This is a genomic window from Janibacter sp. YB324 (genome assembly GCF_014217915.1).
In the GTDB taxonomy this organism is placed as follows: Bacteria; Actinomycetota; Actinomycetes; order Actinomycetales; family Dermatophilaceae; genus Janibacter; species Janibacter indicus.
Genome location: NZ_CP060120.1, coordinates 416574 through 440539, shown reverse-complemented (window position 1 = coordinate 440539; position 23966 = coordinate 416574). Strand labels below are relative to the sequence as shown.

Genomic DNA, 23966 nt, shown 5'->3' with positions numbered 1-23966 from the left:
GCCGCGGATTGTGCCATCTCAGTCTGAGTGCTCCTTGCGGTGGGCCAGCACCGCGTCGTAGAGCGCCTTCTTGCCGTGGCCGGTCGAGGTGGCCACGGCCGCGCACACGTCCTTGAGCCGGGAGCCTCGGTCGTGGCGGGCGAGGACCTCGGCGACGGCGTCCTCGACGGACACCGAGGTGTCCGGGGCGCCCCCGACGACGATCGTGATCTCGCCCTTCACTCCCTCGGCAGCCCATTCCGCGAGCTCGGCCAGGGTGCCGCGCCGCACCTCCTCGTAGGTCTTCGTCAACTCGCGGCAGACCGCCGCCTCCCGGTCCTCGCCGAGCACCTCGGCCATGACCTCGAGCGACACGGCGATGCGGTGCGGTGCCTCGAAGAAGACCATCGTGCGTCGCTCCTGCGCGATCTCGGTGAGCAGCCGGGTGCGCTCGCCTGCCTTGCGCGGCAGGAAGCCCTCGAAGGTGAAGCGGTCGACCGGCAGCCCGGAGACCGCCAGGGCCATGAGCACCGCGCTCGGCCCCGGCACGCAGGTGACGACCTCGTCGGCGTCGATGCAGGCCCGCACGAAGCGGTAACCGGGGTCGGACACCGAGGGCATCCCCGCGTCGGTGACGAGGACGACCCGCTCCCCCGCGACGACCGACTCGAGCAGCTCGGCGGTCTTCGTCGCCTCGTTGTGCTCGTGGTAGCTCACGACGCGCTCGGGCAGGTCGACGCCGAGCTCGCCGGCCAGGCGTCGCAACCGGCGGGTGTCCTCGGCCGCGACGACGTCGGCCCCGGCGAGCTCCTCACGCAGCCGCGGGCTGGCGTCGCGGGGGTCTCCGATGGGCGTGGCGGCGAGCACGAGAGGCATGGCCCCATCCTCGCCTACGATGACGGCCATGGACCGGGGGGAGCAGTTGCGCGCGCGTCTGCTCGGCTTCCGTCCCACCGACGCCCTGTGGGGCTGGGCCGGTCCGCTGCTCTTCGCCGCGATCGGCGGCATCCTGCGCTTCTGGACCCTCGGCCGACCCCACCAGCTGGTCTTCGACGAGACCTACTACGTCAAGCAGGGCGTCTCGATGCTCGAGTACGGCGTCGAGATGCGGTGGAAGGGCGAAGGGGAGAAGGTCGACCCGCTCTTCACCACCGGCAACCTCGACGTCTTCAAGTCCACCGAGGGCGACATGGTCGTCCACCCGCCGGTCGGCAAGTGGATCATCGCCGGCGGCGAGTGGCTCTTCGGCCCGACGTCGAGCTTCGGCTGGCGCTTCGCCGTCGCGCTCCTCGGCACGCTCTCGATCCTCATGGTCGGCCGGATCGCCCGCCGGATGTTCGGGTCGAGCTGGCTCGGGGCGATCGCGGCCTTCCTCATGGCCTTCGAGGGGCACCACTTCGTCCACTCACGCACCGGCCTGCTCGACATCATCGTCATGTTCTTCGCGCTCGCGGCCTTCGGCGCCCTGCTGATCGACCGGGACTGGTCGCGCGAGCGCCTCGCCGCCCGGGCCGCGGCACGCGGGGTCCGCGGTGCCGGCGCGATGCTGTGGTGGCGCCCGTGGCGGCTCGTCGCGGCGCTCTCCCTCGGCCTGGCCTGCGGCACGAAGTGGTCCGGCCTGTACTTCTTCGCCGCCTTCGGCCTGATGACCGTCTTCTGGGACCTGGGTGCCCGCCGCGCCGCCGGCACCCGGCACTGGGCCCTCACCGGCCTTTTCAAGGACGGCGTCTGGGCCTTCGTCACGATGACCGCCGTCGTCCTGGGCACCTACCTCGCCTCGTGGACCGGGTGGTTCGCCACGAAGACCGGCTACAACCGCACCTGGGCCGTGGAGCACCCCGGCGAGGGCGTCCAGTGGCTGCCGCCCGCCCTTCGTTCGTTGTGGCAGTACCACGTGCAGGCCTACGAGTTCCACGACGGGCTGACCTCGCCGCACACCTACCAGTCCAACCCGTGGTCGTGGATGATCCAGTCGCGGCCGACGTCCTTCTTCTACGAGAACAAGGCGATGGGCGTCGACGGCTGCGAGGTCGACAAGTGCTCCAAGGCGATCACCTCGCTCGGCTCGGTGTCGATCTGGTGGCTCGCGACCGCCGCCCTGTTCTTCCTGGTGTGGCACTGGGCGATGCGGCGCGACTGGCGCGCCGGGGCGATCCTCGCCGGCTTCGTCGGGGGCTGGCTGCCGTGGTTCTTCCTGCAGCACCGCACGATCTTCACCTTCTACACGATCTCCTTCGAGCCCTGGGTGATCCTCGCGGTCGTCTTCATGCTCGGTCTGGCCCTCGGCCCGCCGGGCGCCGACGCCCGCCGACGCCGCCTCGGTCACCTCGTCATCGGCGCCTACCTGCTGCTCGTCCTGGCCAACTTCGCCTTCTACTGGCCGGTCTGGACCGCGCAGGTCATCCCCTACGACCACTGGCGCTGGCGCATGTGGTTCCCGAGCTGGGTGTGAGCCCGGGAGGTCTCGAGGGTCGACCGCCGGCGGCCTCCCACCTCGACCAACGGGGTGTCGGCGGCGCCTCGTACCCTCGAGGCCATGGACCTGCCCCTCGTCGACGACCGGCCGCAGCCCGCGGTGCTCACCGCGGGTGACCTGCGCCGAGGTCGTGAGTGCGAGTTCGGCCTCCTCGTCGACCTCGACGTGCGGCTCGGCCGACGCGAGGCCCTCCCGGTCGAGGTCGACCCCGTGCGCGAGCGCTTCGGCGACCTCGGCCGCGACTACGAGCAGGAGGTCACCGACGAGCTGACCGCCGCGACCGGTGACGGCGTCGTCGACGCCGCGCGGCTGTCGCCGGAGCAGCTCCTGCCGCTCCTGCGCGATCCCTCGGTGCGGCTCATCCACCAGGCCCCGGTCGCCGGCGAGCGCTTCCGCGGCCGTGCCGACCACCTGCTCCGACACGACGACGAGACCTGGGTCGTCGCCGAGACCAAGCTCGCCCGCAGCGCCCGGCCCCACGCCCTCCTCCAAGTGGCCGCCTACGCCGAGGCGCTCGCCTCCTCCGGGGTGACGGTCGCCCCCTTCGTCCGGCTGATCCTCGGTGACGGGAGCATCGTCGACACCCCGCGCGAGGAACTCGCCGAGCCGCTGGGCGAGCTGCGCGACCGGCTGCTCGAGGTCATCGACACGCACACCGGCGAGTCCGGCCCGGCCCGGTGGGAGGACCCGCGGTGGCGGACCTGCCTCTTCTGCGACGCCTGCCGGGCCGAGCTGGCTGTCCGAGAGGACGTCGGGCTCGTCGGCGGCGTGCGCGCCACGACCCGGGCGCGACTGCTCGAGGCGGGCGTCACGACGATGACCGCCCTCGCCGAGCGCACCGAGCCCATCGAGGGCATCGACGACGACCAGCTCGCCGTCCTGCGCAGCCAGGCGGGGCTGCAGCTCACCGAGCCGACTCCCGAGACACCGCTGCCCTACGAGGTCTTCGCCCCCGAGGTGCTCGCCGAGCTGCCGGCGCCGAGCGACGGCGACGTCTTCTTCGACTTCGAGGGCGACCCGATGTGGCGGGGCTCGACGCCGACCGACACCGGGCTGGAGTACCTCTTCGGGTCGCTCACGGCGAGCGAGGAGTTCGTCGCCTTCTGGGCCCACGACCGGGAGCAGGAGCGGGCCGCCCTCGTCTGCTTCGTCGACTGGCTGCGCCACCGGCTCGAGCGCTGGCCCGACCTGCACGTCTACCACTACTCCGGCTACGAGCGAGCAGCCTTGTCCCGCATGGCCGCTCGCCACGGCGTCTACGAGGCCGAGGTGGCCCAAATCCTCGACGACGGCGTCTTCGTCGACCTCTACGCGGCGGTCAAGTCCGCCGTGCGCGTCGGCAGCCGCTCCTACTCGATCAAGCGGCTCGAGCCGCTCTACATGGGTCACGACCTGCGCGACGCCGACGGCGTCACCGCGGGCGGCGACTCGATCATCGAGTACCAGCGCTACCGCGAGGCGATCGCCGCGGGCGACGAGGCCGAGGCCGCCGCCCGCCTCGAGGACCTGCGCCAGTACAACGAGTACGACTGCCTGTCGACGCTGCGGCTGCGCGATTGGCTGCTCGCGCACGCGGGTTGACCACCGGGGCGGCCTACCCTGATGGACGTGTCCCACCTTCGATCCCTGGCCCCGGCGGGCGCCGCCCAGGCACGACGCCGACAGCTCGCGGCCGCCGGCCTGGCGCTGCTCGTCGTGGTCGCCCTCGTCGTCGGGCTGCGCTCGGCCTACGGCGCGCCCGACCGGGACGACCCCGGCGCCGGGGCAGCCGTCACCACGGCCACCTCCTCCGAGCCGTCCCCCACGTCGTCGAGCCCGACGTCCGCCTCCCCGACCCTGCCGGAGTACCGCTCGACGGGCCGCTACACCCGCATGCAGACCGGGACCCCGGTGCACGGCCGGTCCGGGCGGGTGGTGACCTATCGCGTCGAGGTCGAGCAGGGCGCCGGGGTGACCACGCGCGAGTTCGGCCGGGTCATCGACCAGGCCCTCTCCCACGAGCGGGGGTGGACGGGTGACGGCCGGTGGCGCTTCCAGCGGGTCGCGCGGGCCCAGCCGGAACTGACGATCCGGCTCGCGACCCCCGCGACCGTCGACAAGCAGTGCGAGGCGGCCGGAGCCGCCACCGACGGCTACACCTCTTGCCGCGCAGGGCAGTTCATCGTGCTCAACCTCGACCGCTGGTTCCTCGGGGTGCCGCACGTCGACGACCTCTCGCTCTACCGCACCTATCTCGTCAACCACGAGGTCGGGCACGGGCTCGGCCTGGGCCACGAGCGGTGCCCGGGCAAGCGCTGGCGGGCACCGGTCATGCTCCAGCAGACGCTCGGTCTGCAGGGTTGCACGGCCAACCCCTGGCCGTTCGACGCAGACGGCGACATGATCAGCGGACCCCCCGCTGCCTAGGATCAGCACGTAACCGAGCCGAGCAGGGGTGTGCTGCGGCCGGCGCGCACCCTCGCGTGGACGCTCGCGGCCGGTGGGCTGTCGACCGGCGCCCACCTCGCTGCCGGCGGCGGGCTTCCTTCGACCGGCGGGATCGTGCTCGTCATCGGGGTGCTCCTGTGGAGCGGCCTGCTCCTCACCCGCTGGCGGCTCGGCCGCGTGGCGCTGGCCGCCACGCTCGGCGGGGCCCAGGTGGTCCTGCACACCCTGCTCTCCGCCGGCCACCACGCCCCAACGTGCGCCGTCGGTGGTGGTCACCACGAGATGGTCGTCGGGTGCGCCGGCGGGGCCGAGGTGTCCCACACGAGCCCGGCGATGGTCCTGGCGCACACCGTCGCCGCGCTGCTGCTGGCCCTGCTCCTCGCCCGTGGCGAGGAGGCCGTGTGGTTCCTCGCCGGACTGCTGCGACCGGTCCTGCCGCGGCCTATCCGGCGGGTCGTCGACGCCGCGCCGTCCGAGATCCCGGCCCGCGCGGACCAGCGGCGACGGGCTCCCTTCGTCCTCGGTGGGGTGGGGCGACGCGGTCCGCCGGTGCGGCCCGCTCCCACTCCTGCCTGACCCGTCCCTCGCCGTGAGGGCGCGGGCGGGCTCCGCACACCTCACCGAAGGACATCTCATGAACCGCACCACCCTGCGCTCCGCCGCTGCCCTGACCCTTGCCCTCGCCGCCACCGCCGCGATGGCACTGCCCGCCGCCGCCCACGTGCGCGTCATCCCCGAGGCGACGGCGTCCGGCGGTTACGCGGCGATCACCTTCCGCGTGCCCAACGAGTCGGACACCGCCGCGACGACCAAGCTCGTCGTCACCCTCCCCCAGGACCGGCCGCTCGCGACCGTCTCCGTCCGCCCGGTCCCGGGCTGGACGGCGAAGGTCACGACGGCGAAACTCCCCGAGAAGGTCACCGCCAACGACCTCACGCTGACCGAGGCGCCGCGGACGGTCACGTGGACCGCCGACTCCGAGTCGGCCGGCATCGCGCCGGGCGAGTACGCGGAGTTCGCGATCAGCGCCGGCCCGCTGCCCACCCCCGGCGAGCTCGTCCTCCCGGCGAAGCAGACCTACTCCGACGGCGAGGTCGCCGACTGGTCGGACGTCGTCGAGGAGGACGGCGAGGAGCCGGAGCACCCCGCTCCGAGCTTCGAGGTCACGGCCGCCGAGGAGGGTGGCCACCACGCCACCGCCGCGGACGACGGGAGCGAGGACGAAGGGAGCCAGCCGGCCTCCGCCGACACCCTCGCCCGGGTGCTCGGCGGGCTGGCGCTCGTCGTGGCCCTCGTGGGCACGGGCGTTGCCGTGGCAGGGCGACGCCGGGCCTGACCCGCCCCGGTGCGGCCCGGCGCTCAGGCGCCGGGCCGCACCACCCGGTAGCGCGACGCCACGACGCCGTTGCCGAAGGTGCGGCTGGAGACGTGCTCGAGGTCGATCCGGTCCAACCCCTCGGGCCAGTAGGGGCGACCGCCCCCGACGACGACCGGCAGGACGAAGGGGCGGTACTCGTCGACGAGGTCGGCCGCCGCGGCCGCCGCGGCGAGCTCTGCGCCACCGAGGGCGATCTCCCCTTCGTCGGGCTCGGCTCGCAGGGCCGCGATCTCCTCGGCCAGGCCTCGGGTCGCCAGCCGGGTGTTGGTGCCGGTCACCTCCGTGAGGGTGCGGGAGAAGACGACCTTGGGCACCGCCCGCCACATCTGCGCCCACTCGACGGTGGAGTAGTCGGACTCGGGCTCCTGGTCGGCGGTCTCCCAGTAGGACATCGTCTCGTGCAGCCGGCGGCCGAGCAGATGCACGCCGACCCCGCGCAGCTCGTGGGTGTGGGCGGCGAAGACCTCTTCGTCCGGCTCCGACCAGTCGAAGCCGCCGTCCGGCCCGACGATGTAGCCGTCGAGCGAGATGTTCATCGAGTAGGTGACGAGGCGGGACGTAGGTGCCATGGACCGACGCTACTGGCGAAGGGGGAGCCCGTCACCCCTCGTCGTCGGCGAGCGCCGACAGGTAGCGGTCGGTGATCCGCGACTGCACCAGGCGGCCGACCGGCCCGGAGAGGCGCGCCAAGCGTGACGCCGGACGGGAGATCGCGGCGATCGTGAGGGTCACGTCGCCCGTTTCGCCCAGCTCCACGACGAACGACTCCTCGCCGCTCTCGGGGTGACCGGGCAGGGTGCCGTAGGCGAAGCCGCGACGGGTGGGCTCGTCGACCACGTCCACGACCCGCACTGGCGCGCGAACGCCTAGCCGACCCACGCCCAGGCGCAGTTCGGCGACCGCTCCGGTCTCGACCCGCGCGTGCGATGCCATCACCGCGATCCCGGCGCGACGGTGCATCTGCCAGGACAACAAAGCGTCGGCGGCCCGCTCGAAGCCGTCGCGCCCCGATCCGACCCGACGGCTGCGGCGCAGCTCGTCGAACCCGTCCGGCACCACGCCCGTGCGCGTGCACCCGACGGGGGCGTAGGTGACGGGGGGCTGGTCCATGTCTACGACCTCATCTTCGAACATCATCAGCATCGAGCTCGTCCAGGGTGAGAATGACAAGAGCTGAGGTCCAGCCGAGCGGCGCCGGCCCGCCTGGGTCGCCCTTCCAGTCGACCTTCTCGGGCAGAGAACCCCATTCCGTGCGATGCCTGTCCAGCCATGCGAGCCAGTGAAGCGCCGTCGACCTGTCGCCGGACGCCGCGGCGCTGTATGCGACAAGCGCGACTTCCGGTGTCCACGATGTCCCGTCCTTCTTCCACTCCGCACCCGGCGCGAGGCCTCCGGCCGGGCGAACGGCGTCCCGTTGGTACTTCGCCCAGGCATCGGCGACTCCCGGAAGAGGTTGGGGGTCGAAGGGAGGCATGAGCATGGCGCTCGACGCGTCGACACCTCCTTGGGTGGGCGATCGTTGGAAGCCCGGCCCAAAGATCTCGTTGACCTCAGCGCGCACTCCCTCTGCTGCCTGTTGAACAGTCTCGGCTCGCTGGGACTGGCCGAGCCTCCGGTAGTCGCTCGCGGCGAAGCGCAGGCCAGCGGCAACGGGTGCACTGGCGCCCAGGAGATATCGGTGGCTGGTCTGCTCCCAGTAGTCCTGCCCAGGTGACGGGAGGTGGCTTCCTCCGCCCGTAGACCTCAACAGCTGGTCGGTGCATCGGTCGCGGAGCCGGTCGATCTTCGACGTTGACCTGGCGTCCTGACTCGTCTCGTGGATCGCCCACAGCACCCAGCCGCACCCGTCAACTTGCGCCCGGCGGGGATCGAGGTAGACGCGTTCACCAGACAAGAGATACCGGGCGTCGAACCCATACATCGGGTCCAGGTAGAGAGTGCTGACACCCTCGAGCACACCTGTGGCCTCGAGCTCGTGCCCGGTGCGATGCAGTGCCACGGCCAGGAAGGCTCCGTCACGCGGCCAGAAGTAGCCCCACTTCTCGGATGGCCCTGCAGCCGGCAGCGCTCCGACCTTCAAGCCGTTGGTGGTCAGCAGGTGGAGGTCCCAGAGGGCGACTCGGCTCATCTCCTCGTACGGCCCGCCACTGCCAGGAATCGTCCCGTCCGCCAACCACACCGCGGCCTCGGGCGCGGGAGTGTCGCCCGCCGGAACATGGAAGCCCTTCCCAGCCACGGGGGTCGAGGCTCTGGGGTCAATTGATTCGCCCGGCGCGGCGATAGCGGCACCAACAGCAACCACCGCGGCGAGGGCAGCGACCACGACCACCCTCCGCGACACCGGCGGGCGCCGAGCCCAGAGAGAGGTCGCGGCTATGCCAATAAAAGCCCCACAGGCCAAACCCATCCATGCGTGCACCAGATCCGGTGTCGAGCCGACTCTGGCCAGTGAGGGGACCACATACTGCAACACCTCGACGACAAGGGGAGTCCCGGCGGCCCAGAACAGCATGCGCGGCCGGCGGCCCACTAGCAGACCTGCCAGAAGCATCAGCACGATCCCCCCGAGTCGAGGGTCCGGCTGGAGCCACTGCCACGGCCACAACACGTGCTCAACCGGCAGGTCCCAGGTACGCGGGAGCCCCGACACCAGGCCGCGGCTCGGCGGAACAAGTTCCCGCACCACGATCGCTCCCAGCGGCCACGTGACCAGCCACGCCGTTGGGACACCCCGCCCTCGACCCCACATGACCGCCGCAGCGGCGACCCAGACCAGTGACCAGACGACCAGAGGCACGTCATAGCGGAAGAGCAGGTCGAGGCCAGTCACCGTCGCATCCTATGAGCGCTTCTCGCCATGCTTGGGGACGCCTTGCCGACGACGGTGGATTCCAGGAGCCGGACCAGTTCTCGCCCTCACGTCAACGTCCAGAATCAGGCGACAGGCTCGAGGGCGTGGCAGGTCGCACTTCCTGGGCACAGGAACCGATCGGGCGGGCGTCGACCTACTCAATGTCGAGGCGGGACCAACTCCCCTGCCGATGATGAGGGCGGCACTGTCGCGATGCGCCCCAGAACGGCGAAGGCCCCCGGCGCGACGCCGGGGGCCTTCGGTGGTGGAGCTGAGGGGATTCGAACCCCTGACCTTCTCATTGCGAAGGCGTGCTGCCACGGCCGATCCCCGGTGTTACCGCAAGGACGGGTGTGCATACGTGCCACCCAGACCCTGGAATGTCGCGCCGGGGGGCATCAGGGGGGCACGGAGAGCCGGCGACCCGATAGCGGAGCAGAGCCGGTCGGAGCGGGTGCGGGTCAAGCGGCCGGGAGTTGTGATCAGGTGTGGATCGCAGGCGCGGAGCGCGTCCCGGATGCCGTGCGCGGTGGCCGCTTGAGCCGTGGCCGTGGAGGCCGGATGGTGTAGCGCCGGGTCGGCGGTTCGCAGAGTGAGGGCACTCGGTGAGGTGATCATCGGGTGCCCGCTCTTGTGCTCGGTCGGCGACGAAGGGCGCGCAGGTGGGGGTGCGCGGAGGGCGAGGAACGAGCCCGGAGCGCGGGGGTCCCCACCGGAGCGGCCGTAGGCGACGGCCGCGGGCCGAAGGCCCGCCTTGAGTCAGTAGAGAAAGTCCTCACAGGCAGCAGACCGCCTGCGCGTCACTTGCCTACTTCCGGGCATTGTTCGTTGCCGTCCGGCTGGACGGGGTCGACAGCGCCGAGGACCCGAGTGAAGTCTTCCGGGCGTTCTAGTTGAGATCGCGCTTGGCCGGCGTTCATGGCGTCCGGGTGCTCCGCAATCTCGGCAGCGAGGTCGAGCCGCTCAGGGTTACTGACGAGGACGGACCACTGGACCTGGACCGAGCGGTCCTTCGCCATCGCCGTCAGTGTCTCGGCGGGCAGACGACGAGAGGCAGCCGCAGCCGACCTGACGCGGGCACTCTTGTCGTGTGCGAGGGTCTCGAGGACGTCTAACGGCAATGCCTCATTGAGGGCAAGACTGGCTCTAACCGCGGGGTGAGGATCGCTCGCTAGCCTTCGCAGCACCTCATCATCGGTGGTCACCTCTGAGAGCCGTTCTCTCACCGAATGGGCTGGATCCCGGAGGATCTGATCGATCTGCGCGCGACTCAAGTCGTCGCGTTGGGCTGCGAGCCCGCGCACATCGGGATCAGAGCACGACATGGCAATGCGACACGCCTCTGAACTCGGGTTCTCAGCTACGGCATATCGGACTTGCCACCGGCCATCTTCGACGAGCTGGGCTAGAACTTCCGGCGGTGTCGATGGGTTCTCCGCAACTGCTGCGCGAACTTTCGGAGATTTGTCGATCGACGCGGCGACCAACACGTTCACGCTTGCGCTCGGGTCCCCTGCAGCTCGGGCGCGGTCATTGGTTGACGGCATCGCTTCCACCCTTCGTGACGTCCTGAGGTGCTCCGGAGGCGGCGTTCCGCGGCGCAAGATCCTTCGACTCAGCGGGAACTCGCGAGTGGTGAGGACACCCCGCAACTACGACACCGAGGGCGGCAATCGCCCACCACACGAACCAGTAGGGAGCGCCATCAATCAATCCGGCGATAGCACTTCCCACCCAAGCCAACATCGCCACATTGAGGACCACTGAGAGAACCCGACGCCAGCACAAGTCACCGTGGGGGTGCTGGAACCACGAACTGAGCATGTTCACGGCACCTCCCTGGTACGGGCGCTGGCTCAAGCGCCGGACCCCAGTCGCCAGCATAGGGACGGCGGCACGGATCAACTGAGTAGCCCATATAGCCAGTGAAAAGTCAGGGTTTCGTCAAGGAACGCGGCGAAAGTGCGCGGGCAGTATTTGGGAGGGCGTACCTATGCTGACCCTTCCCGCGTGAGCCAACGTCGCAGACCCGGCAACGCGTCCTTCGCGTTGCTGTCCGCGTAGCCCCCTCCCCATGGGTCCGCCGGCCTGCCCTGTGGCCAGGCAAGCACGTCGGTAGGGTCCGCGTGGCCGTCTACCCGGGACTCAGTCCTGGATGTGCTTTAGTGGCGAGCATGCCGCCGTACGTGCGCTGGTCAATTGCCAGCATCGTCTGTCTCATCGCCGGCCAATTGATCGGTCTCTGGTTCGAAGGTGACGTGGCCGATTGGTTGGCGTTCATATTCGGGGCCGGACTCATCGTGACTCTGGTCGTGGCGTTCTTCACTTGGTTTAGCTGGACTCAGCGGGAAGAGTGATGGGTTCCCCTTTCGAACCGCCCGAGCCCACGGCAGCCGAACGACGTCGCAGTCGCCACCTCTCCGCGACCCTGGCGCTGCTGATCTTCCTGTTCTTCGTCCTAAGCGGATTCACCTACGAGACATCATGGTTTCGGCCCGTGATGACTGTCGTTCTTCTCGCCATAGGTGTGGTGCTGGTCGCTGGCTCCATCCACCGGGCGAAGGTGGCGCGTTCCCTTGAGGAGCGAGAGAAGGGCTGAGGCCTCTCAGTCGGCTTCGTTCGCCTCGTGCCACCACTGCCACAAGGCTTCAACGCTGAAGAGCTCCCCGGTCTTAGTTTCGTAAGCCCAGAAGTCGCCCTTCACCTCTTCGCCAAGGGCAGCCATGCGCTCCATGTCACGATGCGACAGGCTTGCAGAGTTGACAGTCAGCATCAGCGCATCACCGGAGCGTGATTCCTCTACATCCCAACCGTCCCCCAGCTGTTGCAGGAGTCGCTCGAATACGCCCTCGCTGCGTGGGCGAACCGTTGTGTCCAACCGTTCGAGGAAGTGGTCAATAGGCGGCGCGTGGTCCTCTGAGCGCGGCGAGATGATCAGTTGGAGTTCCGAGGCAGAGACTGCCGTCGTGGGAAGGTCAGGGTTCTCATCGACAAGGTCCTGCACATCCGCCCACCACGCCCGTAGATCCTGAGGGCTGAACCGATCCATGGCCCTGGTCTCGTAGACCCAGAAATTGTGATCGGCCTGCTCGATGACCTCCGCCATGCTCGCCACATCATTGGGCGACAGTTCCCGCGCCGAGGAAACCGAGGCTATCGCGGCATCCCCGTTTCGTGTCTCATCTACGTCCCATGGGGGTGACACATCCTGAAGCAACTGCCAGAACCGTCCCTTCGGTCGAAGAGTGACTGACGAGTCCAGCCGCTCAAGGGCCTCCCGAAATGTGGGTGCCTGTCCGGCATGACGCGGCAAGAAAATGACCATCATGTCCATGTCGAGGATGGTGAACCGCGGAACGTGAGAGGAACTGAATGCCGCGCTCTCGACGTGCTCCCCCTTGACCCAGCGAGCCTCGTTGGACAGGTCCCCAACAAACTGGCCCGCCCACTCCCGCGCCGAGTTGCCGAACTCGTTCACCGAGCCGAAGACCCCGCTCCGCTCCGACCGGCGAACCCATGGAGCCCCTGCATGTCGATATAGGCCGTCCACTGCGAACAGTTTGTGCCAGGTGACTGGGGCGATGTCCGTCCATGCGCGCAACTGATCGTCCCCGCGGCCCAGAGCCCGGGCTCCTTCTTGCCAATGCTCGCGGCTCACCGCGGTCAACGAAAGTGCCGACTGGTCGTCCTCGTCGACGACCTCAGCCAGCACATACCAGTCACCTGCTGCAAAGCATGCCCACGCGTCCGCGGTGTACTCCTGCGCTCTAAGCCGCAGGTCGTAGTCGTCGAGGTCTTCTAACGCCCATGCGCGCATGACATCAGCAATCGGTGGCCGACTCAGAGGGCTGCCGAGGACCGGAAAAAGAAGATCAGCACAGGAAGTCTCGTGAGCCACTCTTGCACCCTTCACGGTAGCTGCCGGTTCGAAACACTCGTCCTGGAGAGCGACGATGCGCGCCCAACCTCAAGACAGTTCCGGCGGTTCCCTGAGCCTAAACCAGCGATCAAGCCGATTCCGCTTCTGGCTCGCCCGGCGGCTCGCCTACCCCGCTCGCCCCACCCCGACGGCTGTCATCCAAGAGTCAGGTCATCCACAGGGATCTTGGGTGAAAGATGCGCGGGGCCTTCGGGTGCGGCAAGGTAGTGGGTGCGGATCAACACACACATTGAACGGGATAAGTCCCTGGGGGTCGGCTCCCCACCTCGGGCCCAGTGCGCTCGCATCACCGATGGCCGTTACAACCACTTGACTGGATCCGCGCCCTGCACCCCCTCTATGCGGCGGTGCGACCGGCGTTGAGCGGCCTTGCGACGTCCGACCTCCCTACTTCTTTGCCGCGCTCCCCCACAGACTGGGTGTGCCGCGTGAACCCCAAGGCCAGCACCACCGTTCACGCGGCACACCCTTCTGATCAGGAGGGACCGTGCACACCACAGACACATCACGATCCCCCGCTGTGGGCCCAGACCGGTTCCCCGGGTTCGGGGAAGACACCCCACTCGACCTACCGGCCCTGGCCCGCCCCGCGAACGCGCAGCTGATCGCCTCCCGCATGCGCGACGGCACCATGGATGCCTTCTTCGACGCGCTGGCCGCCACCGGCAACTGCGCCCACCCCATCCGACTGGTCGGGTCCTCGGCCACCGTCGACACCACCACCGGTCAGGTCATCTCCACCTTCGACTCCCGCGAGCTGCCGTTCGGGACCCTGCACCGCCCATGCGGCAACCGCCGCGCCTCGGTGTGCCCGTCCTGCTCACGCCTCTACGCCCGCGACACCTACGCGTTGATCCATGCCGGCGTCAACGGCGGCAAGACCGTGCCCGAGCAGGTGCGCGACAACCCGCTGCTGTTCGTCACCCTCACCGCCCCCTCCTTCGGGCACGTCCACGGCCACCGCACCGGCCGCCCCTGCCGGCCCCGACGACCAGAATCGCGCACCCGCTGCCCCCACGGCCGCCCCACCTGGTGCAACCGCATCCACGACGCAGACGACGAGATCAACGGGTCCCCGTTGTGCTTCGAGTGCCACGACACGGCCTCTGCGGTGATGTGGCAATGGCACGCACCTGAGCTGTGGCGACGCTTCACCATCGCCCTCCGGCGCGGCATCGCCCACCGCCTGGGCGTCTCCGACTCACGCTTGAGCCGACACGCGTCGATCCAGTACGCCAAGGTCGCCGAGTACCAAACCCGCGGACTGGTGCACTTCCACGCCCTGATCCGCCTTGATGGCCCCGCCAGCGGTGGCACCGGCTCACCCGCGCCCGTCTCCTTGGATGGCGCCGATCTCGCTGCGCTCGTCCGCAAGGTCGTCCCGAGCGTGACCGTCCTGGCCGACCCCGTCGACCACGAAGACACCCCACGCGTGCTGACCTTCGGCGCCCAAGTCGATGCCCGCACCGTCCGCGGAGGGTCACGTACCGACGACCCGAGCGGCCCACTGACCCCCGACCAGGTCGCCGGGTACCTGGCGAAGTACTCCACCAAGGACTCCTCCAGCCTGCACGGCCACGGCCAAGGACGCCCCCACCTCCTCGCCCTCAAACGGGAATGCCGCGAGATGGCGCAGCGAGCCGCGACCTTCCACGACGTCGACCACGACTACCAACGAATGGGCAAGTGGGTGCGCTGCCTGGGCTTTCGCGGCCACTTCGGCACCAAGTCCCGCCGCTACTCCATCACCCTCGGCGCCCTTCGCCGCGCGAGGTCACGCTGGCAAGAACTCGCCGCGGAGTCCCGCCGCACCGGTACCCCGATCGACACCCGCGACCTCGAAGCACGCCTGCTCGCCGAGGACGCAGACGAAACCACCCAGGTCGTCGGGTCCTGGACCTACATCGGCACCGGCTGGCGCGACCACACCGAAGAAGCCATGGCCCTGGCCGTCGCCGCCCGCACCCGCGAATACGTCCTGTGGAAAGCCCAGCAGCGCACCACCCGAAATGGAGTACAGAAAGGGGAATGATCATGAGCGAGAACAGACCGACACCTCTGGAGGGGCCATCGCTGCCTCGGTTGTTGACCACCAACGAGGTGGCGCGGGCCGTCCAGGTCTCACCTTCGACGTTGTGCCGCTGGCGTCAATCCGGTGAGGGACCTCGGGTGACGTGGCTGTCCCCCTTCATCCCGCGTTACCGGCAGGAGGACGTGGATGCCTGGTTGAAGAGCGCGGCAGCATGAGCGTCCAGAGGACGCCGAACGGTCGGTTCCGGGCGAAGTTGAAGAGCGGGCGGGTCGATGTCGCCAGCCGTGTCTTCGACACCCAACGCGAAGCGAAGGCCTGGCTTGCTCGAGAGCGGGCAGCCCTGGCCGGCGGTGTCGATCCCCGCGCAGGGCGTCAGCGAGTCCGCCTCCTCGTGGTGGAGTGGCTCGAAGTTCGCCGGACCACCGTTGCTGCGAAGACCTATCGAGCGGACCAGGACCTGCTGCGGCTGATGCCGACGAGCATGCTGGCGCTGCACGTGTCGGCGGTCTCCGGGCGGGAGGTTGCGCGTTCCTTCGAGGCACTGCTTGCTGCGGGTCTCGCGGAGAGCTCCGTTCGGCGGTATCGGGCAAGTCTGTCGTCGTTCTTCGCTTGGTGTGTGCGGGAGAAGCTCGTCCTGGCCAACCCGGTCATCGGCGTCACCGTGCCCAAGCAGTCCGGCGAGGTCGAGGAGATGGACCCGTTCAGTGAGGAGGCACTCGAGGAGGTCCATGCAGAGTGGAGCACGGTCTCCCCACATCTGGCGGACCTGCTGCTCTTACTGGCGTGGACGGGACTGCGCTGGGCCGAAGCGAGGGCAATGCGGGTCGAGGACGTCATGCGGGTTCCCACGCCCGGCCTCCTCGTCCGCCGTTCCCAGCCCGAGGGCCAGCCGGTGAAAGCGACGAAGGGCCGGCGATCACGACGGGTGCCGCTGGCCAACCGCGTGCTACCGATCGTGCTGCGGCTGACGGAGGGCAAGGCACAAGGAGACCTGCTCTTCACCACCGAGCGCGGGTCGCAGCTGCACCGCTCAGCAGTGCTGCGCACCTTGAACTGGTCCACGACCGGTCGAGGTCGCCGGGTGCACGACCTGCGGCACACGGCTGCGTGCCTCTGGCTCAGTCGCGGGGTCGATCCCGGGACGGTGCAAGCGTGGATGGGGCACGAGTCCATCGCGACGACGAACCGGTACCTGCACTTCCTCGGCACGGGTGCTGACCGGGCGGGGCTAGAGCGGCTCAATTCCACGCCGGGGGGCACCCGGGGGGCAGATCAGGAGGCGAGGTCGGAATGACAAAGAGAAACCCCGGCCACAGAACCAGCGATTTCGCTGCTGTGCCGGGGATCTCCGGTGGTGGAGCTGAGGGGAATCGAACCCCTGACCTTCTCATTGCGAACGAGACGCGCTACCAACTGCGCCACAGCCCCGAGAACGACGGCAACCATAACACCGGCGTGGCCGGGACTCGCAATCCGGGCGACTAGAGTCGGCAGACCACGGACCTGTGAGGAGCCGCATGAGCGACGAGCGCCGCCCGAAGGGAGTGCGGCTGCCCCGCATCCCCCGCCGCCTGCCTCAGCTGCCTGCGGCCCCAGCGCCTGAGCGCCAGATCGTCATCCAGACCACGCCCCCGACGTCGTCGGCCCCAGCGACGGTCCCTCCGACCTTCCGGGCGGCCTCGGAGTGGGTGTGGCGCAGCCTGGTCATCGGCGTCGGGATCCTCGCGCTGCTCTGGATCATCTCGAAGCTGTCCGAGGTCGTCTTCCCGGTGATCATCGCGCTGCTTCTCGCGGCCCTGCTCGAGCCGCTCTACCAGCGGCTGCGCGTGGTCCTGCCCCGCGGGCTGGCCGCTGGCGCCACGGTGCTCGGCACCCTCGCCGTCCTCGTCGCGCTCTTCAGCTTCGTCGGCAACCAGTTCGCCGACCAGCTCGACGACATCGTCGGCCAGGTGACCCAGGGCATCGAGGAGTCGCGCGAGTGGATCGTCTCCACCTTCGGTCTCACCGAGGGCCAGATCACGAGGTGGCTCACCGAGCAGTGGGCCAAGGTCGCGCAGGGCGAGGACCTCTCGGCCCGCGCGACCCAGGCCGGCCTGACCGTCGGCCACCTGCTCACCAGCTTCTTCCTGGCGATGTTCTCGCTCTTCTTCTTCCTCTACGACGGGCCCGGCATCTGGGCGTGGATCGTGCGCCTCTTCCCGCGCGGCGCCCGCGCCAAGGTCCTCTCCTCCGGCGCCATCGCGTGGAACCAGCTCAAGGCCTTCACTCGCGCGACGATCCTCGTCGCCGGGGTCGACGCGCTCGGCATCGGCCTGGGTGCCTTCGTCCTCGGCGTCCCCTTCGCCTCCGGCATCGCGCTGCTCGTCTTCGTCGGGTCCTTCGTCCCGATCGTCGGAGCGCTCGTCTCCGGCTTCATCGCGGTCGCGCTGGCCTTCGTCGCCAAGGGACCGGTCACCGCCCTGATCATGCTCGGTGTCGTCATCTCGGTGCAGCAGCTCGAGTCGCACGTGCTGCAGCCGCTGCTCCTCGGCCGGGCCGTGCGGGTTCACCCGCTCGCGGTGATCCTCGGCATCGCCACGGGCATCATCGTCGGCGGCGTCATCGGGGCCCTCGTCGCGGTCCCGACGGTCGCCGTGCTCAACGCCGTGGGCCACAACCTCCTCGACCCCGAGCCCGAAGACGTCGACGACCCCGCAGACCTCGTCGAGTCACGGGAGCAGGACGCGGAGATCCGTGAGGACGTCGCCGAGGATGACGAGCGCAGCCGCCTCGAGTCCTGATGGACGAAGGGGGCTCAGCCCCAGCCCGCGATGGCCGGCAGCTCGTCGTCCTCGACGTCGATGATCTGCGGCACGTCGTCGGCGGTCGCGGGTGCAACCGGAGCGGCGGTCGGCGCGGGAGCCGGCTCGGGCCGGTGGGCCGCGGCCTTCATCGTGTAGACGGGGCGCGGCACGGGGGTGGGCTGCCAGGTGCCCGGCTCCGGCTCGGCCTCGGCGACCGGGGTCGCGACCTCGGTCTCGGGCTCGGCGGCCGGGGCGGCGGCAGCGACGTCGTAGATGCGCTCGGGCGCGCGGGGCGCGGCGGCCGGAGCAGCGCTGGCCCGGGGCGCGCTCGGCGCGTTCGGGCGTGCGGCGGCCCGCTCGCGACGAGCCGCGGCACGCTCGGCGGCACGGGCCCGACGCTCGACCTGCACGGCCTGACGCAGCCAGCCGAAGGCCGCGACGGTCCCGACGAGCCAGGCGAGCCCGACCCACCAGGGCAGCGGGCCGAAGGCCGCGACGAGGACGACGACGGGCAGCAGCACGACCATCGAGAGCAGCACCAGACCGCGCACCCGACGGGGAGCACCGACGGCCGGCTCGGCGAGGCGGCCGCGCTGGGGCGCCTCGGCGCGCTGCGGAGCCTCGGCGTGCTTGACGGTCACCTCGGGTCGCGCGGCACGCACCGGAGCGACGGAGTAGGAGCGCGGCGTCGGCTCGGCCGACTCACGACGCAGTCGGTGGTCGTCGAGGACCCGCATGGCAGCGGAAAACCGGTCGACGGACCGCACGGTGGACAGGTGGTCGCGGCGCTTGATCCAGTACTGGAGGAGATAGACAGCCCAGATCGCCACGACGAGGACGAAGATGAGGCTGCTCGGCTGCACGAGGACAACGCTATGAGGACGAGCACCGCGCGTGGCGCAGGTTACTCGGTGTGTCGCGCACGTGACGGATGTTGTGGGTGTGACAAGCGTGCCGTGAGCCCTCCGGGACCGAGCTCCTCGCGCACGACGGCGAAGCTGCGGTGGTCGCGCCAGTCGCCGTCGATGTGGAGATAGGCACGCCGCAGCCCCTCCTCGCGCAACCCGAGCTTCGCCGCGACGGCCAGGCTCGCGGGGTTGTCCGGGCGGATCTCCAGCTGCACCCGGTGCAGGTTGCGGCCGCGCGGGTCCATGAGGTGGTCGGCGATCGTGGCGACCGCCGTCGGAGCGATTCCCCGGCCGGCGACCTCCTGCCCGACCCAGTAGCCGATGCTCGCCGAACGCAGCGCGCCTTCGACGATGCTGCTGGCCGCGACCATCCCGACGAGTCGCCCGGCGACGACGACCACCAGGCTCAGCCCGCCGCCGGAGCGGGCCTCGCGCCGCAGCGCCCGCACATAGCCACCGAAGTCGGCCGCGATGTCGCGTCGCGCCGGCCCGCCGGGCGGCACCGTGGGGTCCCACGGACGCAGCCAGTCGGCATTGCGCTCCCGCAGCGCGATGAACTCGGCGCGGTCCCCCCTTCGCACGGGACGAAGGGAGATCTCCTCGCCCGCAGGAGTGGTCCCGGTGAGGACGACCTCGCGCGAGCGCCTCACTGCGGCAACGTGACCCGGCCCTCGAGCCGGGTCCCGTCCGCCACCGTCGTCGGCTCGCTCGCGACGACCTCGACATCTCCCACGGCCACGACGTCGGCACCGAAGGTCACATCGCCCTCGACGGCGAAGCTCGTGCACTCGCGCAGCGAAGGAGCCCCGGCGGGGAAGCGGGCGTCGAAGTCGGCGAGGAACTTGTAGCTGCCGTCGAGGCTGACCCGCGGGTCCTTGCGCTCGATCCGCGAGACGACCCGCGAGGCCTCGTCGAGCTCGAAGACGTCGCTGCGCACGAGGAGCAGCTCGTTGGTCGTCTTGACCGGACGGAAGCGCGAGCGCGGCACGCGCAGCGCGACGCTGCCCTCGAAGGCCTCGACGGCCGTGCCCATCGCCGACTCGATCTGGATGATCGGGGTGGAGTCGGCGCGCGTGGGGTCGACGGTCTTGCGGTTGATGATGATCGGCAGGCCGAGGACGCCGTCGCGCTCCCGCAGCAGGGCGTCGAGCTCGTCGAGGCCGACCCACAGGTTGTTGGTGTTGAACCAGCCGTGGCGCGAGGTGTCCTGGAAGAGATCCTCCTCGCCGTCGACGACCATGGCCGACTCGCGCAGGACGATCCGTCCGTCGCTGCGGCGCACGGCGACGTGACCACCCTTGCGGTCGTTGGCCGTTCGCTCAGCGACCTCGGCCGCGAAGGGGATGCCCTCGGCGAGCAGCCAGGCCGCGATGTCGGGGTCGCAGGTCGCGCCGAGGTTGTCGGAGTTGGAGATGAAGGCGTAGCGGATGCCGGCGGCGCGCATCTGGTCGAGCAGGCCGGAGGCGGCGAGCGAGACGTAGACGTCGCCGTGGCCGGGCGGGCACCACTCGAGGGTGGGGTCGTCGGGCCAGGTCACCGGCGCAAGGGTCGCGGCGTCGAGCTTGGGCTCCATGCTCTGCACGAAGTCGAGCGGCAGGTCCTGGCGCGCCAGCTGCGGGTAGCGCTCGAGGATCTCGAGCGACTCCTCGCGGGTGCGGAAGGAGTTCATCAGCACGAGGGGCGGACGGGTGCCGTAGCGCTCCTCGAGGGCGATGAGCTGGCGGGCGATGATGTCGAGGAAGGTCAGCCCGTCACGCGCGACGACGGCCGACTTGGGCCCGGACATGCCCATGCTCGTGCCGAGACCGCCATTGAGCTTGATGACCGCGACCTTGGCCATCGCGGCCCGGCGCTCGTCGTCGCTCACCTCGATGGCGGCGAGCTCGGGCGGGTCGACGAGAGGCTCGATGCTCTCCTCGGGGATCGTGCCCTGGGCGCCGTCGGCGAGCTGCTGCCAGTAGTCCTCGAAGACCGCCACAGCCCGCGGGTCCACCCCGCGCGCGGTCATCCTGGCGACGGCCTCGTCTCGCCCTGCTGCTCCCATGACGGTCACCCTACGATGCGCTCATGGCACCCGCCCGGAGGACGAAGGGAGAGATCCGTCGCCTCCTGCGGGCCCGGCGGCGGGAGCTGGCGGCCGCTCGTGACCTCACGGCGGACGGGGCGGCGCTGGCCGAGCACCTCCTCGCCGACCCGCCCGCGGGCTGGCCCGGGGCGGTCCCGGGCGCCGCCCCGACGACAGTCCTGTCCTACGAGTCGCTGCCCCACGAGCCGCCGACCGCGGCGGTCAACACCGCCCTGCAGGCGGCCGGCCACCGCGTGCTCGTGCCGATCACCCTGCCCGACATGCGGCTGGAGTGGTGCGACCTCGCCGACCCCGACCGCACCCCGCTGGGCATCGACTCCCCCACGCGCGCCGACCTCGTCCTCACCCCGGCGCTGGCCGTCGACGCGGCCGGCACGCGGCTCGGGCAGGGCGGCGGCTGCTACGACCGGGTGCTGCCGATGCTCGCGGAGGGCACCCCCTTCGTCGTCCTGCTCCACCCCGGTGAGGTCACCGACGAGCCCCTGCCCGCCGACCCCCACGACGTGCCGGTGGCGCTCGTGCTCACTGCCGACGGGTGGAGCCGGGCACGAGCGTGAGGGTCTCCTCGGTCGACTCCTCGACGGCGCGGCGGGTGCTCGGCCAGGGATAGGTCTCGCCCGCGAGCCAGGCCTGCGTCTGGTCGTCGTAGTGGTCGCTGAAGGGGTGCCCCGAGGCCCCGGTCTGGTTGACCCACCGGGAGGCGTCGAGGTCGCCGAGGTCGACGACCATGCGCATCGACGGCGCATTGGTCACGCCGAATCCCTCGGGCGCGGTCCAGGCCATCGCGTTGACCGTCGAGGTGCCGCCGGCGACCGGGTGCGACCCGCCGTTGACGAGGCGGCGCACCGGCCCGGGCACGTCGTCGCCGCCGAGCACCTGGTGGCGGAAGGTCACCCGGTGCAGCTGGTCCCACCGCCACGTCGTCGGGTCCTTGCCGAGCTCGCGGGTCAGCTCGAGTCGGGCGTCGACGAGGGCGCGCCGCAGGATCTCGTCGCGGCCCTCGAGCACGCCGGGCGTCGTCCGGTCGTCCCACCAGCCGCTGCGCGGCTTGTCGAGCAGCTGCTCGATCGCGGTCCAGTAGGCCGACTCCCCGCTCGCCGGCAGCTCGGCGGGCAGGTCGTCGTCGAAGGTCAGCCGCACGAGCTGCTGCCACACGGCGTTGAAGTACATCGCGGCGGCGGCGTGCGAGCCTTCACCGGCCGGCTGGCTGTCGTCCCAGTCGCGCAGCAGGTCCCGTGCGTCCTCGGTGAAGTCGTCGTCGAGGTCGATCTCGAGCAGTCGGTCGACGAGCACCGGCGCCAGCCCGTGGTGGGTGTCGAGCTGCACCCGCGCCATCTTGTCGGGGCTCACCCGCTCCTCGCTGAGCAGCAGGTCGTGGATGCGTTGCGACCGGTAGCCGTGGTCCCACTCCGTCGTGAGGAAGGGGGTGGTGCTCGCCGTGACCTGCTGGTTGGCCGTGACGACCAGGCCCTCCTGCGGGTCGAGCGTCCACGGCAGGTCCTCGAAGGGCACGTAGCCCGTCCAGTCGTAGGTCTCGTCCCAGCCCGGCGCCGGCAACCAGCCCGGCGGGTGGTCACCGACCCCCTGCCGGATCGGCACCCGGCCGGGCGCCTGGTAGCCGATGTGGCCGGCGGTGTCGGCGTAGACGAGGTTCTGGCTGGGCACGGCGAAGTCCTGTGCCGCAGCGCGGAACTCGTCGAAGTTGCTCGCGGTGTTGAGGCCGAAGATCGCGTCGGCGGTGCGCCCCGGCTCGAGCGCGGTCCAGGCGAGCGAGACGGCGTAGCTCTGCGTGCTCCGGCCCTCGACCTCGACCTCCTCCCCCGCCTCGGCGACCGTGGGGACGACGTCGGAGAGGATCGGACCGTGGCCGGTCGAGCGCACGGTGATCCGCTGCGTCTTGCCACCAGCGACCCGGATCCGCTCGACGCGGGTCTCGAGCGGCACGAGACGCCCCTTGCGCAGGTAGCGGTCGTCGGTGATCTGCTCGAGGTAGAAGTCGGTGACGTCCGGCCCGAGGTTGGTCAGGCCCCAGGCGATGTCGCGGTTGTGCCCGATGACCACGCCCGGCACCCCGGCGAAGGTGTAGCCCGACACGTCGAAGGGGCAGGCGTCGCTGACCTCGCGGCAGTGCAGCCCCATCTGGTACCAGATGCCCGGCTGCGTCACCCCGAGGTGCGGGTCATTGGCGAGCAACGGCTTGCCCGTGGTCGAGCGCTCCGCGCTCACCGCCCAGGCATTGGACCCGACACCCTCGCCGTGGCCGAGGAGCGGTGGGACGGCGTCGATCGCGGCGACCGTCTCGGTCATCGCGGTGCGGGCCTGCGAGGCACGAAGGGGGACGCCCTCCCCCTTCGTCGTGAAGGCGGGACGCTCCTGCGTCGACGGCCGCCAGTCGCTGCCGGACAGGATCGGGGCGTGCTCACGGGTCGGGTAGGCCGGGTAGAGGTCCTCGATCATCGCGTCGCTGACCCGGCCCTGGAGCAGCGCGCGGGTCAGCTCGCCGTCGTAGTTGCCGCGCAGGTCCCAGGCCATCGCCTTGAGCCAGGCGAGCGAGTCGACCGAGGTCCAGTGCTCGACCTGGTACTCCGGGAGGGTGAGGTCGAGGACGGTGTACTCCAGGGCCATCGACGCCGTGGAACCGTGCTCGTCGATCCACGCGTTGACCCCGTCGGTGTAGGCCGAGAGGGCCTGCCGGGTCCGCGGGTCGAGCGTCGGCAGCTCCGCCTCGGCGACGCGCCGCCAGCCCATCGTGCGCACCACCTTGTCGGTCTCGACACCGGGTTCGCCGACGAGCTCGGCGAGGCGACCGGCGGTGATGTGCCGCCGCAGGTCCATCTCGAAGAACCGGTCCTGCGCCTGCACATAGCCCTGCGCCCGCACGAGGTCGCCGGTCGTGTCGGCGTAGACGTGGGGCACGCCCTGCGCGTCGCGCAGCACCTCGACCTTGCCGTCGAGCCCGGCCAGCTCGATCGTCCCGCTCGTCTGCGGCAGGGGTCGGCGGCCCTGACCGATGACGACGCCGGCGAGGACCACCGCGGTGACGAGCACGAGCGCCAGCACGACGACGAGCGTGCGGCGGACCTTACGCACGAGGCTCACCCTGAGA

General features: G+C 70.3%; 22 protein-coding genes and 1 tRNA gene. 12 read left to right on the top strand and 11 right to left on the bottom strand.

Annotated features, from left to right (window positions below; translation table 11 throughout):
• Nucleotides 1-18: 18 nt before the first annotated feature.
• The gene (gene rsmI / locus H7A72_RS02190; RefSeq protein ID WP_084449922.1) at nt 19-855 is read right to left on the bottom strand and encodes a 16S rRNA (cytidine(1402)-2'-O)-methyltransferase; all 837 of its coding nucleotides are present in this window, start codon (nt 853-855) and stop codon (nt 19-21) included.
• A 28-nt stretch (nt 856-883) separates the two neighbouring features.
• Here rsmI and H7A72_RS02185 point away from each other — a divergent pair, with 28 nt between their 5' ends.
• The 5 genes from H7A72_RS02185 to H7A72_RS02165 all read left to right on the top strand — a co-directional run bounded on the left by H7A72_RS02185 (nt 884) and on the right by H7A72_RS02165 (nt 6218).
• The gene (locus H7A72_RS02185) at nt 884-2431 is read left to right on the top strand and encodes a dolichyl-phosphate-mannose--protein mannosyltransferase (RefSeq protein ID WP_185221491.1); all 1548 of its coding nucleotides are present in this window, start codon (nt 884-886) and stop codon (nt 2429-2431) included.
• Between the two features lie 84 nt (nt 2432-2515).
• On the top strand, nt 2516-4036 hold the full coding sequence (locus H7A72_RS02180; RefSeq protein ID WP_185221490.1) for a TM0106 family RecB-like putative nuclease: 1521 nt from the start codon (nt 2516-2518) through the stop codon (nt 4034-4036).
• 27 nt (nt 4037-4063) lie between these two features.
• Nucleotides 4064-4861 (top strand): DUF3152 domain-containing protein, encoded by a 798-nt coding sequence (locus tag H7A72_RS02175; RefSeq protein ID WP_185221489.1) that lies wholly within the window; start codon nt 4064-4066, stop codon nt 4859-4861.
• A 30-nt stretch (nt 4862-4891) separates the two neighbouring features.
• The gene (locus H7A72_RS02170) at nt 4892-5458 is read left to right on the top strand and encodes a hypothetical protein (protein ID WP_185221488.1); all 567 of its coding nucleotides are present in this window, start codon (nt 4892-4894) and stop codon (nt 5456-5458) included.
• A 58-nt stretch (nt 5459-5516) separates the two neighbouring features.
• Nucleotides 5517-6218 (top strand): YcnI family protein, encoded by a 702-nt coding sequence (locus tag H7A72_RS02165; protein ID WP_185221487.1) that lies wholly within the window; start codon nt 5517-5519, stop codon nt 6216-6218.
• Nucleotides 6219-6241: 23 nt separating this feature from the next.
• Here the strand turns inward: H7A72_RS02165 and H7A72_RS02160 are convergent, their stop codons facing one another.
• The 4 genes from H7A72_RS02160 to H7A72_RS02145 all read right to left on the bottom strand — a co-directional run bounded on the left by H7A72_RS02160 (nt 6242) and on the right by H7A72_RS02145 (nt 10658).
• A complete protein-coding gene (locus H7A72_RS02160) occupies nt 6242-6829 on the bottom strand; it encodes a dihydrofolate reductase family protein (protein ID WP_185221486.1) in 588 nt (195 codons plus the stop codon).
• Between the two features lie 31 nt (nt 6830-6860).
• Nucleotides 6861-7370 carry a DUF1990 family protein gene (locus tag H7A72_RS02155; protein ID WP_223277737.1) on the bottom strand — a complete coding sequence of 170 codons (510 nt, stop codon included), beginning with the start codon at nt 7368-7370 and terminating at the stop codon, nt 6861-6863.
• A 10-nt stretch (nt 7371-7380) separates the two neighbouring features.
• Nucleotides 7381-9090, bottom strand: coding sequence for a hypothetical protein (locus H7A72_RS02150; RefSeq protein WP_185221484.1), 1710 nt, complete (start codon nt 9088-9090; stop codon nt 7381-7383).
• An 821-nt stretch (nt 9091-9911) separates the two neighbouring features.
• The gene (locus tag H7A72_RS02145) at nt 9912-10658 is read right to left on the bottom strand and encodes a hypothetical protein (protein ID WP_185221483.1); all 747 of its coding nucleotides are present in this window, start codon (nt 10656-10658) and stop codon (nt 9912-9914) included.
• Between the two features lie 627 nt (nt 10659-11285).
• On the opposite strand from H7A72_RS02145, the gene H7A72_RS02140 reads away from it, so the two are divergent.
• Both H7A72_RS02140 and H7A72_RS02135 read left to right on the top strand, forming a co-directional pair.
• The gene (locus tag H7A72_RS02140) at nt 11286-11468 is read left to right on the top strand and encodes a hypothetical protein (protein WP_185221482.1); all 183 of its coding nucleotides are present in this window, start codon (nt 11286-11288) and stop codon (nt 11466-11468) included.
• Nucleotides 11468-11710, top strand: a complete 243-nt coding sequence (locus H7A72_RS02135) for a hypothetical protein (protein WP_185221481.1) — start codon at nt 11468-11470, stop codon at nt 11708-11710. The genes H7A72_RS02140 and H7A72_RS02135 overlap by 1 nt, the downstream gene beginning before the upstream one ends.
• Nucleotides 11711-11716: 6 nt before the next feature.
• Here the strand turns inward: H7A72_RS02135 and H7A72_RS02130 are convergent, their stop codons facing one another.
• Complete coding sequence (locus H7A72_RS02130) at nt 11717-13009, bottom strand: hypothetical protein (protein WP_185221480.1); 1293 nt, start codon at nt 13007-13009, stop codon at nt 11717-11719.
• Between the two features lie 658 nt (nt 13010-13667).
• Here H7A72_RS02130 and H7A72_RS02125 point away from each other — a divergent pair.
• From H7A72_RS02125 to H7A72_RS02115, 3 genes are read left to right on the top strand one after another with little or no spacing between them, the layout of a single operon-like run.
• Nucleotides 13668-15083 carry a replication initiator gene (locus tag H7A72_RS02125; protein WP_185221479.1) on the top strand — a complete coding sequence of 472 codons (1416 nt, stop codon included), beginning with the start codon at nt 13668-13670 and terminating at the stop codon, nt 15081-15083.
• Nucleotides 15080-15298, top strand: coding sequence for a helix-turn-helix transcriptional regulator (locus H7A72_RS17045; protein ID WP_370543552.1), 219 nt, complete (start codon nt 15080-15082; stop codon nt 15296-15298). The genes H7A72_RS02125 and H7A72_RS17045 overlap by 4 nt, the downstream gene beginning before the upstream one ends.
• A complete protein-coding gene (locus H7A72_RS02115) occupies nt 15295-16377 on the top strand; it encodes a site-specific integrase (protein ID WP_185221478.1) in 1083 nt (360 codons plus the stop codon). The genes H7A72_RS17045 and H7A72_RS02115 overlap by 4 nt, the downstream gene beginning before the upstream one ends.
• Before the next feature lie 58 nt (nt 16378-16435).
• Here H7A72_RS02115 and H7A72_RS02110 read toward each other — a convergent pair.
• Nucleotides 16436-16511, bottom strand: a tRNA-Ala gene (locus H7A72_RS02110).
• Nucleotides 16512-16600: 89 nt separating this feature from the next.
• On the opposite strand from H7A72_RS02110, the gene H7A72_RS02105 reads away from it, so the two are divergent.
• Entirely contained in the window at nt 16601-17863 is a 1263-nt protein-coding gene (locus tag H7A72_RS02105) for an AI-2E family transporter (RefSeq protein ID WP_185221477.1), read from the top strand.
• A gap of 14 nt (nt 17864-17877) precedes the next feature.
• On the opposite strand, the gene H7A72_RS02100 is transcribed toward H7A72_RS02105, so the two are convergent.
• From H7A72_RS02100 to H7A72_RS02090, 3 genes are read right to left on the bottom strand one after another with little or no spacing between them, the layout of a single operon-like run.
• Nucleotides 17878-18729, bottom strand: coding sequence for a hypothetical protein (locus tag H7A72_RS02100; protein WP_185221476.1), 852 nt, complete (start codon nt 18727-18729; stop codon nt 17878-17880).
• A 41-nt stretch (nt 18730-18770) separates the two neighbouring features.
• Entirely contained in the window at nt 18771-19424 is a 654-nt protein-coding gene (locus H7A72_RS02095; protein ID WP_185221475.1) for a GNAT family N-acetyltransferase, read from the bottom strand.
• Nucleotides 19421-20818 carry a UTP--glucose-1-phosphate uridylyltransferase gene (locus tag H7A72_RS02090; protein WP_185221474.1) on the bottom strand — a complete coding sequence of 466 codons (1398 nt, stop codon included), beginning with the start codon at nt 20816-20818 and terminating at the stop codon, nt 19421-19423. The genes H7A72_RS02095 and H7A72_RS02090 overlap by 4 nt, the downstream gene beginning before the upstream one ends.
• Nucleotides 20819-20841: 23 nt before the next feature.
• Between H7A72_RS02090 and H7A72_RS02085 the strand changes: the two genes are divergently transcribed.
• Nucleotides 20842-21417: a 5-formyltetrahydrofolate cyclo-ligase gene (locus H7A72_RS02085; RefSeq protein WP_185221473.1), complete on the top strand. Its 576-nt coding sequence runs from the start codon at nt 20842-20844 to the stop codon at nt 21415-21417.
• Here the strand turns inward: H7A72_RS02085 and H7A72_RS02080 are convergent.
• A complete protein-coding gene (locus H7A72_RS02080) occupies nt 21383-23959 on the bottom strand; it encodes a penicillin acylase family protein (protein WP_185221472.1) in 2577 nt (858 codons plus the stop codon). The genes H7A72_RS02085 and H7A72_RS02080 overlap by 35 nt on opposite strands.
• Nucleotides 23960-23966: the final 7 nt, after the last annotated feature.

Coding starts and splice junctions, on each gene's coding strand:
- rsmI (WP_084449922.1), bottom strand. CDS start 855: ATGCCTCTCGTGCTCGCCGCCACGCCCATCGGAGACCCCCGCGACGCC.
- H7A72_RS02185 (WP_185221491.1), top strand. CDS start 884: ATGGACCGGGGGGAGCAGTTGCGCGCGCGTCTGCTCGGCTTCCGTCCC.
- H7A72_RS02180 (WP_185221490.1), top strand. CDS start 2,516: ATGGACCTGCCCCTCGTCGACGACCGGCCGCAGCCCGCGGTGCTCACC.
- H7A72_RS02165 (WP_185221487.1), top strand. CDS start 5,517: ATGAACCGCACCACCCTGCGCTCCGCCGCTGCCCTGACCCTTGCCCTC.
- H7A72_RS02160 (WP_185221486.1), bottom strand. CDS start 6,829: ATGGCACCTACGTCCCGCCTCGTCACCTACTCGATGAACATCTCGCTC.
- H7A72_RS02155 (WP_223277737.1), bottom strand. CDS start 7,370: ATGGACCAGCCCCCCGTCACCTACGCCCCCGTCGGGTGCACGCGCACG.
- H7A72_RS02145 (WP_185221483.1), bottom strand. CDS start 10,658: ATGCCGTCAACCAATGACCGCGCCCGAGCTGCAGGGGACCCGAGCGCA.
- H7A72_RS02140 (WP_185221482.1), top strand. CDS start 11,286: ATGCCGCCGTACGTGCGCTGGTCAATTGCCAGCATCGTCTGTCTCATC.
- H7A72_RS02135 (WP_185221481.1), top strand. CDS start 11,468: ATGGGTTCCCCTTTCGAACCGCCCGAGCCCACGGCAGCCGAACGACGT.
- H7A72_RS02125 (WP_185221479.1), top strand. CDS start 13,668: ATGCGCGACGGCACCATGGATGCCTTCTTCGACGCGCTGGCCGCCACC.
- H7A72_RS17045 (WP_370543552.1), top strand. CDS start 15,080: ATGATCATGAGCGAGAACAGACCGACACCTCTGGAGGGGCCATCGCTG.
- H7A72_RS02115 (WP_185221478.1), top strand. CDS start 15,295: ATGAGCGTCCAGAGGACGCCGAACGGTCGGTTCCGGGCGAAGTTGAAG.
- H7A72_RS02105 (WP_185221477.1), top strand. CDS start 16,601: ATGAGCGACGAGCGCCGCCCGAAGGGAGTGCGGCTGCCCCGCATCCCC.
- H7A72_RS02090 (WP_185221474.1), bottom strand. CDS start 20,818: ATGGGAGCAGCAGGGCGAGACGAGGCCGTCGCCAGGATGACCGCGCGC.
- H7A72_RS02085 (WP_185221473.1), top strand. CDS start 20,842: ATGGCACCCGCCCGGAGGACGAAGGGAGAGATCCGTCGCCTCCTGCGG.